This is a genomic window from Massilia sp. LXY-5, from assembly GCF_059801075.1.
In genome coordinates this window covers 71899-83570 of the sequence record NZ_JBNNEH010000004.1, presented here as the reverse complement: position 1 = coordinate 83570, position 11672 = coordinate 71899, and the positions used below count along the sequence as shown (strand labels likewise).

General features: G+C 68.3%; 6 protein-coding genes. 2 read left to right on the top strand and 4 right to left on the bottom strand.

From position 1 onward, the window contains the following. Positions 1-21: 21 nt before the first annotated feature. Positions 22-2700, bottom strand: a complete 2679-nt coding sequence (ligD, locus tag ACI48I_RS14595) for a DNA ligase D (RefSeq protein WP_498574573.1) — start codon at positions 2698-2700, stop codon at positions 22-24. A 208-nt stretch (positions 2701-2908) separates the two neighbouring features. Here ligD and ACI48I_RS14590 point away from each other — a divergent pair, with 208 nt between their 5' ends. Beyond that, positions 2909-3250, top strand: a complete 342-nt coding sequence (locus ACI48I_RS14590) for a hypothetical protein (protein WP_498574572.1) — start codon at positions 2909-2911, stop codon at positions 3248-3250. Between the two features lie 218 nt (positions 3251-3468). Then, entirely contained in the window at positions 3469-4416 is a 948-nt protein-coding gene (locus tag ACI48I_RS14585; protein ID WP_193686244.1) for a D-2-hydroxyacid dehydrogenase, read from the top strand. A gap of 7 nt (positions 4417-4423) precedes the next feature. Here the strand turns inward: ACI48I_RS14585 and ACI48I_RS14580 are convergent, their stop codons facing one another. The 3 genes from ACI48I_RS14580 to ACI48I_RS14570 form a co-directional block, all read right to left on the bottom strand. Further along, positions 4424-6304 (bottom strand): TonB C-terminal domain-containing protein, encoded by a 1881-nt coding sequence (locus tag ACI48I_RS14580; protein WP_498574571.1) that lies wholly within the window; start codon positions 6302-6304, stop codon positions 4424-4426. 149 nt (positions 6305-6453) lie between these two features. Continuing rightward, entirely contained in the window at positions 6454-7599 is a 1146-nt protein-coding gene (locus ACI48I_RS14575; protein ID WP_498574570.1) for an alpha-hydroxy acid oxidase, read from the bottom strand. Beyond that, a complete protein-coding gene (locus ACI48I_RS14570; protein WP_498574569.1) occupies positions 7596-11582 on the bottom strand; it encodes a sensor histidine kinase in 3987 nt (1328 codons plus the stop codon). Before ACI48I_RS14570 ends, ACI48I_RS14575 begins: the two co-directional genes overlap by 4 nt. Positions 11583-11672: the final 90 nt, after the last annotated feature.

Here is an 11672-nt window from a genome sequence, read left to right as displayed (position 1 = left end):
CCCCATCTGCCCTCGACCTTCCTAATCTTCGTAGCCCAGCTTCTTCATCGCCGCCGTCAGCGTCCTGGCGGCTTTTGCATAGCCCTCCCACGGATCGTTGCCCTTGTCCAGCCGCGTATGCGCGTTCTTGACGTTCCACTGGTCGCTGGCCTTCATCTTGTCGAGTTCATCCCAGGCGAGCGGCACGGAGATGCCCAGGCCCGGCCGTGCCCGCACCGACCAGGCGCAGACGGTCGTCGCGCCTTGGCCGTTGCGCAGGTAGTCGATGAAGATCTTGCCGACCCGGTTTTTGGCGCCGCTCTTGGCCGAGAAGCGGTCCGGCAAGGTCTTCGCCAGGTGGGTCACGATCGCCTGCGCAAAACCTTTCACCGTGTCCCAGTCCTTGCCGCCCTTGATCGGCACCACCACGTGCAGGCCCTTGCCGCCGCTGGTCTTGAGGAAGCTCGGCAAGCCGAGTTCGTCAAGGAAGGCATGCATGACCTTGGCCGCTTCCTGCATCGCCGGCCATTCCACGCCTTCGCCCGGGTCGAGGTCGAACACGATGCGGTCCGGCTTGTCGTAGGCCTTCTTCGTCGCATTTTGCGTGTGGAACTCGATCGCATTCCACTGCGCGGCCGACAGGATGCCAGCGACATTGTCCACTTCCAGCATCGGCGGGTGGTCGGGATCGAGCGCCTGGTCCATGTGTTTCACGCCGGGCAGTTTCTTGATATCCGCATGCTTCTGGAACACCAGCTCGGCCTTGATGCCTGCCGGCGCGCGCACCAGCGAGACCGGGCGGCCCTTCAGGTGCTCCATCATCAGGTCGCCGACCAGGGCGTAGTAACGCACCACGTCCATCTTGGTGGCGCCGCTCTGCTCGTCGACGACGCGGTCGCCGTTCGTGATTTTCAGCGTCGCAGGCAGTTTTCCTTCCGGCGATTCAGGTTCCTTCGAAGCGGCTTTCTTCGGGACGGGTTCGGTGTCTTCTTTCATTTCGACTTCCTTCACAGGTGTAGGGAGTTCGCGCGTGATGCCTTTGGCCGGCTTGTCGGTGCGCAGGCCCTGGAACACCGGATGGCGCACCGAGCCGGTATTCGTCCATTCCGAAAAGCTGACCTCGGCGATGAGTTCGGGCTTGACCCAATGGTGCTTGCGTCCCGGGACCGAGCGCGGCGGGAAGGGGCTGACGTCGGTATCGAGGGCTTTCAGTTTCGCCGTGACCTCGCGCAGGCTCTCCGCATTGAAGCCGCTGCCGACATTTCCCGCATAGCGCAGCACGCCTTCCTTGTCGTAGGTGCCCAGCAGCAGCGAGCCGACGCCGGTGCGCGAACCCTTGGGGTCGGTGTAGCCGGCGATCACGAATTCCTGGCGCTGGCCGCATTTCAGCTTGATCCATTCCGGCGAGCGACGCGACACATAATGCGAGTCGCGCCGCTTGCCGATCACGCCTTCCAGGCCGATCTTGCAGGCGGCGGCGACCAGCCCTTCCGGGTCGGTGCCGAACTCGTCGGAAAAACGCACCAGTTTCGAGGCCCGCGCCCCCTTCAGCGCCCCTTCCAGCAGCGCGCGGCGCTCGACCAGCGCCACGTTGCGCAGGTCGTAGCCGCCCAGATAAGGGGCGTCGAAGATGAAATACATGATCTCGGCCCGGTTGCTGCCGTCGAAGGCGAGCTGCAGCAGGCCGAAATTCGGGCGGCCGTTGGCGTCGTGGACGACGATCTCGCCGTCGTACCAGCCGTCGGGCAAGCCCATGTCCTCGAGCTCCTTCTGCAGCGGCACCAGCTTGTCGGTCCAGTCATTGTTGTTGCGGGTAATCAGGCGCACCTTGCCGTTCTCGATGCGGGTCAGCATGCGGTAGCCGTCGAACTTGACCTCGAACACCCATTCCTCCGGGTTGGCGGGCGGGCTGTCGACCAGGGTGGCGAGTTCGGGCGCGAACTCCTTCGGCGGCGGCGCCTCCACCGCGCCTTCGGGCAGGCTGGCGTCGCGTGCCTGGTCGGCGGCCTTGACGGCCGCGGCGTCTGCCTTCGCCTTGGTTGTCCGGGCCGACTTTGCGGCCGATCTGGCAGCAGGGCCGGCGGCGTCGCCCGCCTTGGCTTTGGCGGTGCGGCCGGCGTCCTTCGCCTTGTCCTTCACCTTCGCCGGCACTTTCTCGTCGGTGCCCGGCATCGGCAGCGACTTGACGCTGTCGGGCAGCTCGTCGACCACCGAGAACTCATCGGCCGGGCGCGCGTATTCGTCCTTTTCCTTGATCAGGAGCCAGGGTTCCTGCTTGTCGTCGCCGCGGCCCTTCATGCGCACCAGCACCCAGCGGCCGTGCATCTTGTGCCCATGCAGCTGGAATTTCAGGTTGCCCTTGCGATAGCCGTCGTGCGGGTCGCCTTCCGGTTCCCAGGTGCCCTTGTCCCAGATAATTACCTTTCCGGCGCCATACTGCTTCTCGGGAATCGTGCCTTCGAAATCGGAGTAGGAGATCGGATGGTCCTCGACGTGCACGGCCATGCGCCGGTCGTGGGTGTCGTAGCTTGGCCCCTTGGGTACGGCCCAGCTTTTCATGGTGCCGTCGAGCTCGATCCGGAAGTCGTAGTGCAGGCGGCTGGCCCAATGTTTCTGGATCACGAAGGTCAGCGCGTCCTTCCCCGGCTGGCCGCCTTCCGCGGGCTCGGAAGTGATCGAAAAATCGCGCTTGGCTTTATAGAGTTTGAGGGCGTCGGGCATGGGAACTCCTGCGTTTTCCGGTACGGCCAGTGTAGGCGGAGGGGCGCGGTGCGACTGTTCGGCAGCTAACGGTCGCGCTTGGCCCCGAGCTTGTAACCGGATGTAAAAGGACGTCAACCCTTCTGAAGCGGCCAGCGTTATCGGCACAGCAGCACCGGAACGCGTCCCAGGTTCCACTTATATTTCCACTCCTGAAGGAAAGACCACCATGAGCAAAATCGTCGCTACCCTGATCGCCGGCCTGTTCGCTACCTCGGCATTCGCCCAGACCGCCACGCATGCGACCGCACCGGCCACCAAGGCAGAAGCCAAGGAAGCCAAGGAAGTTGCGAAAGCCGATGCCAAGGTAGAGAAGGCCAAGGCCGACGCCAAGGCCGACGTCGCCGAAGCGAAAGCGGACGCAGCGAAGGACAAGGCCAAGGCAGTGAAAAAGGCCAGCAAGAAGAAAGCGGATGTAAAAGCCGACGCCGCAGAAGCGAAGGTGGAACACAAGGCAGACGCCGCTGCGCACACGACGCACACCACGACCGCCGCTGCCACCACCAAATAATTACACGCCGCTCGAGCCCCGCCATAGCCCCAAAAAAGACAGGGTCCGCCCTGTCTTTTTTTCGTCCGCCGCCACGGCCGGCAAGCCCGAAAGCAATGCGCGTTTTACCCGCAGCGGGTAAGCTGGCATCCCCGCCATCCGGGCTCGATCGAGCCGATTTCCCGTCCCATCGGGCGCATGCTCTACAATATGCGCTCCCCTCCCCCCTGGAGCGCGCCATGCACAAGATCGTCTTCCTCGACCGCGACAGCCTGCTTGCCGAGGTACGCCGTCCCGCCTTTGACCACGACTGGCTGGACTATCCGGCCACCGCCCCCGACCAGGTCCTCGAACGCCTGCGCGGCGCCACCATCGCCGTGACCAACAAGGTGCCGCTGCGCCAGGACGTGATCGAGCAGTTGCCGGAACTGCGCATGGTGGCGGTCGCCGCCACCGGCACCGACAACGTCGACCTTGCCGCCTGCCGCGCGCGCGGCATCGCGGTCGCCAACATCCGCAATTATTCGGTCGTCTCGGTGCCCGAGCACTGTTTCACGCTGATGCTGGCCCTGCGCCGCAACCTGCGCGCCTATGTCGCGGACGTGGAAGCCGGCCGCTGGGAGCATTCGAGCCGCTTCTGCCTGCTCGACCATCCGATCGGCGACCTGGCCGGCAGCCGGCTCGGCATCGTCGGCTACGGCGCCCTCGGACGGCGCGTGGCGCAGATCGGCCAGGCCTTCGGGATGCGCATCGCCACCACCTCGCGCTCGCCGGTCGAGGAGCCGGGCGTGGAACAGCTGGAGCTGGACGAACTGCTGGCCACCTCCGACGTCGTCAGCCTGCACCTGCCCCTCGTCGATTCGACGCGAAACCTGATCGGCGCGCGCGAGCTGGGCCTGATGAAGCCGAGCGCGCTGCTGATCAATACCGCGCGCGGCGGCCTGGTCGACGAGGATGCGCTGGCCGAGGCGCTGATGCGGCGCACGATCGGCGGCGCCGGTTTCGACGTGCTGAGCAAGGAACCGCCCTCGCAGGACAATCCGCTGCTGGGCCTGCGCCTGCCGAACTTCATCCTCACCCCGCACGTGGCCTGGGCCAGCAGCGGGGCGATGCAGACGCTGGCGGACATGCTGGTGGACAATATCGAGGCCTGGGAAGCGGGCCGGCCGACGAATCTGGTGGGTTAAGCCAGCATTATTCCAACCGGATCGCGACGTCGAAGATCCAGGTCCGGCGAATCTCGACCACGTCATACTGGCGCGCCAGGACCGGCGGGAAGCGTCCGTACGGCGCCTGGCTGGCCACCACGTTGCGGATCGCCTCGTCGAGCGCCGGGACGCCGCTGGACACCTCGAAGGTCAGCTTCTCGACCGATCCGTCCGCCCGCACCGCCACCGTCACCACCGGCTGGACGCGGGCCTGCTTCACCAGCTCGCGCACGGTATCGAAGGTCATGTTCATTTCGATCTTGCGGCTCATGGCCTGCGCGTAGGCGACCAGGTCGGCGTTGGCATCGGCGCGGCCGAACAGCCAGCCGCGGCGCAGGCTGCTGACCGTGGGCGGGAGAGCTGCGGCAGCGTCGCGCGCGGCCTTTTCCGCGTCGAGCTGCTTGCCGATCGCGCGCAGGCGCTCTTCGCGCTGGGCCTCCTGTTCGGCCTTCTCGCGCTGGGCCTGGGCCTGTTTTTCCTGCGCCTGGCGGGCCGATTCGAGCTGCGCCTGCCGGCCTGCTTCCTGGCGGGCCAGCTCCTGGCGGGCAGCTTCCTGGCGGGCGGCTTCCTGGCGCGCTGATTCCTGGCGTGCTGCATCGAGCTGGGCCTGCCTTGCCTGTTCCTGGCGGGCCTGCTCCTGGCGGGCAGCTTCCTGGCGGGCCGCCTCCTGCCGTGCCGCTTCCAATTGCGCCTGCCTTGCCTGCTCCTGCCGTGCCGCTTCGTTGCGCGCGGTTTCCTCGCGGGCTGCCTCGGCGCGTTCGCGTTCCTGGCGCGCGGCCTCCTGGCGTGCCGCGTCGGCCAGCCTTGCCTGCTCCTGGCGCAGGGTTTCCTGGCGTGCGAGCTCCTGGCGTTCGGCCAGGCGTGCCGCCTCGAGCTGCGCCTGCCGCGCCTGTTCCTGGCGTTCCGTTTCCCGGCGTGCGGCATCCAGGCGTTGCTGCTCCTGGCGCATCAGTTCCTGGCGCTGCGCCTCCTGGCGCGCGAATTCCTGGCGCTCGGCGGCCGATCGCGCCGCGTCGAGCTGGGCCTGCCTTGCCTGTTCCTGTTTTGCCTGTTCCTGCCTTGCCGCTTCCTGGCGCTGCGTTTCCTGGCGGGCCAGCTCCTGACGCTCGGCCTGTGCACGGGCCGCATCCGCTTCCGCCTGCCGCACCTGCTCCTGGCGCGCCTGTTCCCGGCGCTCGCTCTCCTGCCGGGCCAGCTCCTCGCGTTCGGCCGTCAGGCGCGCGGCTTCGCGCTGCGCGTCGGCCTCGAGCGCCAGCTGGCGCAGGTGTCGGGCACTCGCCTCTTCCTGCTCGCGGGCGGCCGCTTCGACCCGCTTCTGCGCCTCGGCGTCGATATCCGGGGCCGGGTTTTCTTCGGACCGCACCTGGGCCCTCATGACCGGCGCCGCAGGTGCGGCGGCGATGACGGGCGCCGGCGCGGGAGGTGGCGCCGGCGCGGGAGGCGGTGCGGGCGCTGGAGCTGGGGCAGCAGGTTCAGGCAGGGGCGCCGGCGCTGCGGCGGCTTCGCTGCGCGCAGTGGCCGGAGCCGGGGCGGCCGGCGACGCTGCCGGCGCCCTGGCTGCGGGCGGGCGCTTCTGGGGCGCAGGACGCGCGGCGGGTGCGCTTTCGACAGGCGGGGCGGGCGCCGGCGCAGGCGCCGCGGCCGGGGCGAGCTGAACCCGCAGCGCGCTCGGCGCCAGCCGCCGTTCTTCCCAGGGAAAGTGAAAACCGGGCAAGCCAAGGGTCTCGCCGCCCACGGCAATGCTGAGCAGCAGCACGTGCACCACCAGCGACACCATGAAGGCGGTGTTCAGGCGCGAAGTGAGCCGGTCGATGGAAAACGCGCGTCCCCAGCTGAAAGCGCCCTGCGCGGGCGCGAACTCAGCCATGAGGACGCGCGTCCTGTGCCGGCGCTGCGAAGGAAAACGATGTGGCCATGTCGATCAATGCAAAGATGCCGAAGAGGCAAGGAACCCGGCGATGCTATCACAGGCTTGATTCAACACATCGTTCCGTACGGGAAATGCCTTCCGTCCGCTCACCAGGTGCCGGGCAGCAGGATGTTGCGGTCGACGTCGCGCACGTCGCGCAGGCCGCAGAAGGCCATCGTCAGGTCGAGCTCGTTGCGGATGATCTCCAGGCAGCGCGCCACGCCCGCCTCGCCCATCGCGCCCAGGCCGTACAGGAAGGGCCGGCCGATGTAGACGCCCTGCGCGCCCAGCGCCAGCGCGCGGATCACGTCCTGGCCGGAGCGGATGCCGCCGTCCATGTGCACTTCGATTTGACTGCCGACCTCGGCGACGATGGCCGGCAGCGCGCCGATGCTCGACTGGGCGCCGTCGAGCTGGCGTCCGCCGTGGTTCGAGACGATCAGCGCGTCGGCGCCGGTGCGCACGGCCATGCGTGCGTCCTCCGGGTCCATGATGCCCTTGATGATCAGCTTGCCGCCCCAGCGGTCCTTGATCCAGGCCACGTCGTCCCAGGACAGGGCCGGATCGAACTGCTGCGCGGTCCAGGACGAGAGCGAACGCATGTCCGAGACGCTGGAGGCGTGGCCGACGATGTTGCCGAACCGGCGGCGCGGCGTGCGCAGCATGTTCCAGCACCAGCGCGGCCTGGTCGCCAGGTTCATCATGTTCGGGATGGTCAGCCTCGGCGGCGCGGTCATGCCGTTGCGGATATCCTTGTGGCGCTGGCCCAGCACCTGCAGGTCCAGCGTCAGCACCAGCGCCGAACACCGCGCCGCCTTCGCGCGGTCGATCAGGCGGTTGATGAAATCGCGGTCCCTCATCACGTACAGCTGGAACCAGAACGGCTTCGTGGTACGCGCCGCCACGTCCTCGATCGAGCAGATGCTCATCGTCGACAGGGTGAAGGGCACGCCGATCTTCTCGGCCGCGCGCGCGGCCAGGATCTCGCCGTCCGCATGCTGCATGCCGGTCAGGCCGGTCGGCGCCAGCGCCACCGGCATCGCCACGTCCTGGCCGACCATGGTGCTTTTCAGGCTGCGGTCGGCCAGGTTCACCGCCACCCGCTGGCGAAACTTGATCTTCGCGAAATCGGCCTCGTTGGCGCGGTAGGTCGATTCGGTCCAGGAACCGGCGTCGGCATAGTCGTAGAACATGCGCGGAACGCGGCGCCTGGCCAGGACCCGCAGGTCCTCGATCGTCGTGATGATGCTCACGCGTGCATGCTCCTCTCCTCGGTGTGTGCCGGATGGCGCGCCTCCGCCGCCCTCAAGGGCAGCTCGAGGATGAAGACGGTGCCCTCTCCCGCCGTGCTCTCGACGCTGATCGCGCCGCCCAGGAGCGAGGTGGCGATGGTGTGCGCGATGTTCAGGCCAAGGCCGGTGCCGCCCTGCCCCATGCGCGTGGTGAAGAAGGGATCGAACACGCGCGGCAGGTGCTCGGGCGCGATGCCGCGTCCGTCGTCGCGGAAGGCGATGCGGACCCAGTCGCCGTCCAGCAGCGTGGCCGACAGGCGCATGCTGCCGCCGGGACCGTCGAAGGCATGCAGCAGCGCGTTGTTGACGAAGTTGATCAGTACCTGGCCGAGCGGGCCCGGGTAGCTGTCCATCACGATCCCCGCCGGCACGTCCAGTTCCAGCACATGGCCGGCCAGGCGCACCTTGTTCATCAGGGTGGCGACGATTTCCTGGCAGGCGCGCGCCAGGTCGAAGCGGCGGCGCTGGGCGCTGGCCTGGTCGACCGAGACCTGGCGGAAGCTGTTCACGAGGTCGGCCGCCTGGTGCAGGCTGCGCATGATCAGTTCCGACGCCTCCTTCGCCGAACCGATGTAGCCGGCGAGCTCGGAGCGCCGCAGCGCCGCCGTGTCGAGCGCGGTCGCCAGGTCCACGGTCTTGTCGTGCAGGGTGCTGGCCATCAGCAGGCTGTTGCCGATCGGGGTATTCAGTTCGTGGGCGACGCCCGCCACCAGCGAGCCGAGCGAGGCCAGCTTTTCCTGGGCCGCGAGCTGGCCCTGCACGTCCTTGAGCCGGCGGTAGGCCTGCGCATTGTCGAGCGCGACGCCGACATACGCGGCCAGGGTGCGCAGCATGTCGAGGTGCACGCGCTGGTAGGCATGCGGCGCAAAGCTCTGCACGCTCAGGGCGCCCAGCACGCGCTGGCCGACCACGACCGGCACGTAGAGCAAGGAGCGCGGCGGCCCGTAGGCCGGGGCCGCCTCGGGCGCGAAGGGCAGCGCCGCGGCCGCGACGTCATCGGGGTCGAGGCCCGGCAGGTAGCGCGCCACGTCGGCCGCCAGCTCGTTGATGAAGACTTCGCGTCCATGTTCGATGCACCAGGCGGCCAGCTGGCGCGGGTCGCCCCTGTCGCCCCCATTGCGCCCCTCGGATCGTTCGCGCGCCGGCGCGGCGCAGCGCCGGCCGTCGATGATGGCATACGGGAAATCGGGCTGGGCGCCGTCGCCGCGCGCCACCGCCACCGCGAACACGGGCGCGTCCATCAGCACCTGCACGTGTTCGTACAGGGTGTTCATGATCGCCTCGGTGTCGAGGTTGGCGGTCAGGCGGCGCCCGATGTCCGACAGCAGCGCGATGTTGCGGCGCGCGCCGTCGGCCGCCTCGCCCTGCTCCTCGGCCTCGCGCTTGCGCCGTTCGGCCGCATCCTTCTGCAGCACCAGTTCGGCGGTGCGCGCGTTGACTTCGCGCGCCAGCATGTCCTTCTGCTGGAGCAGCGCACGGATGCGCAGGCGGTAGCCGGCCACCACGACGACGACGACCGCGGCCAGCGCCAGCAGGCGGAACCACCAGCTCTTCCACCAGGGCGGGGTGATCGTGATCGTCAGCGCCGCCGGCGCCTCGCTCCAGACGCCGTCCTTGTTACTGGCGCGCACCCGGAACACATAGCTGCCCGGATCGAGGTTGGTATAAGTGGCGAAGCGCTTGCCGGCGTCGGTATCGACCCAGCCCTGGTCGAAGCCTTCGAGCCGGTAGGAATAGCGGTTGCTGGCGGGGGCCGCGTAGTGCAGGCCGGCGAATTCGAGCGAAAACACCGATTCGCGGTGCGACAGGGTGATCTCGCGGGTGAGCTCGATCGGCGCGGGCAGGCGCTGCGGCTTGTTAAAGACGAGGAAGTCGGTGATGCGGACCAGCGGCGCATACGGATTGTCGCGCAGCGCATCGGGCATGAAGGAACTGAGGCCGTTCACGCCGCCGAAATGCATTTGCCCGTCCGGCCCGCGCGCGCTCGACCCGACGAAGAAGGTGCCGTCGATCAGGCCGTCCTTGGCCGTGTAGTGCTTGTACTGGCCGGTTGCCGGGTCGTAGCGGCTGATGCCGTCGGTCATGCTGGCCCACAGCCGGCCGCGCGCGTCTTCCAGCACGGCGCCGATCGGCAGCGGTCCGGGCGCATCGATCAGCTTCACCAGGCGGAAGGCGGGTTTGCCGTCCTTGCCCCCCTCCATGCAGTGCAGGCCGCCGGCGGTGCCGACCCACAGCGTGCCGCTGCGGCTCAGGGCCAGGCCATAGATGCGGTTGTGGCGCAGGCTGGACGGGTCGAGCGGGTCGTGGCGGTAGTGGGTGAACAGGCCGCTCTTGCGGTCGAAGCGGTCGAGTCCATTGTCGGTCCCGATCCAGAGGATGCCCTGCGCGTCCTCGACCATCTGGAACAGGGAATTGTCGCCGATCCCCTCGGGCCGGCGCGGCTCGTGGCGCCAGACCTGGCGCACGCTCAGGTCCTCGTTCAGCTGGTACAGGCCGGCGCGCGTGACCGCCCACAGCGCGCCGTCGCGGGTGCGCTGCACTTCCTGCACCGGGGCCGTGCCCAGGCCGGGCAGCTCGACCCGGTGGAAGCGGCCGCCGCGCACGTCGCTCCAGGCCAGCGCGCCGGCGCTGCCGACCCAGAGCCGCCCGCTTTCGATGGAAAGGCTGTGCACCACGTCGTTCGGCAGGGTGTCGTCGCGGCCGTCCTGGTGGCGCAGCTGTTCGGTGTGCCCGGTCTCGGGATCGAGCAGCACCAGGCCGCCGCCGCTGGTGCCGACCCAGAGCTTGCCGTCCGGACGCACGGCGACGTCGCGCGCCTTTTCGTAACCGACCCGATAGCCGTTCTCCGGACGGAAGCTGAAGTTCGAGAAACCGCCGCTGGCGAGGTCGGTACGCGAGAGGCCGCGGAAACGGGTGCCGATCCAGAGCGTGCCGCTGCGGTCGATACGGATCGAGCCGACCTGGTTGTCGGACAGGCTATGCGGGTCGAGCGGCCGGTTGCCATATGAGACAAAACGTCCGTTGGCCGGGTCGCGCCATTTCACGCCCTCGGAATCGGTGCCGACCCAGAGCGTGCCGCCGGCGTCGTGGTACAGCGCCATCACGCGCACGCTGCCGATGCCGTCGGCAGCGCCGAGCGCGCGCCGGCGCGGCGTGCCGTCGGCGAGAATCCAGGACTCGAGGCCGGCGTCGGTGCCGACCCAGAGGGTGTCGCGCGGGCCCATCGAGAGCGAATTGATGCGCGCGCGGTGCGGGTCGTCGTCGAGCGGCGCGAAGTGTTCCAGGTGCGACGCACCCGGCGCCAGCCGGCCGACGCCGCGCGCAGTGCCGGCCCACAGCACACCGTGCCCGTCGAAGGCCAGTGCAGTGACGGTGTCGCCGCCGGGCGCGCCGTCGTCGCCCGGATGGCGGATCGTGGTAAAGGCGCCGCTGCCCGGATCGAAGCGTTTCAGGCCGTCGCTGGTGCCCAGCCACAGGATGCCCTGGCGGTCGGCGACGATCGCGTTGACGCTGCGGTTGGCGTCCTGCGACTGGCCAGGCTCGGCCAGCGGATAGCGCACGAACCTGCCGGCGGCCTCGTCGAAACGCGCCAGCCCGCCTTTGGTGCCGAACCACAGGCGTCCCTCGGCGTCTTCGAAGGAAGCGTTGATGAAGCTGTCGGGAAGCGAACCGGGGTCTTGCGGATCGGTGCGGTAGACGGTCATCTTGTAGCCGTCGTAGCGGTTCAGGCCCGCCTGGGTGCCGAACCACATGAAACCCTGGCGGTCCTGCAGGATGTTGAGCACCGATCCCTGCGACAGGCCGTGTTCGATCGACACATGCTCGAAACGCAGGTTACGTGGCGTGGCCGCGGTGGCGATGCTTCCCAGCGCCAGCATGCCGAGCAGCGCCGCCAGCAGGGTGCGCGCCGCGGTTCGCCCCCGGCGCAAGGTGTTGCCCAGCATAGTGTCTTGGAATCGGATACAGAGCCTCCAATCTACCAGAGGAACCCATGGAGTTGTAATAAATTAAGACTTCCGCAATGCCGACGCCGC

Excerpts from the sequence above, each read along its gene's own strand:
- ligD (WP_498574573.1), bottom strand. The coding sequence starts at position 2,700 with ATGCCCGACGCCCTCAAACTCTATAAAGCCAAGCGCGATTTTTCGATC.
- ACI48I_RS14590 (WP_498574572.1), top strand. The coding sequence starts at position 2,909 with ATGAGCAAAATCGTCGCTACCCTGATCGCCGGCCTGTTCGCTACCTCG.
- ACI48I_RS14585 (WP_193686244.1), top strand. The coding sequence starts at position 3,469 with ATGCACAAGATCGTCTTCCTCGACCGCGACAGCCTGCTTGCCGAGGTA.
- ACI48I_RS14580 (WP_498574571.1), bottom strand. The coding sequence starts at position 6,304 with ATGGCTGAGTTCGCGCCCGCGCAGGGCGCTTTCAGCTGGGGACGCGCG.
- ACI48I_RS14570 (WP_498574569.1), bottom strand. The coding sequence starts at position 11,582 with ATGCTGGGCAACACCTTGCGCCGGGGGCGAACCGCGGCGCGCACCCTG.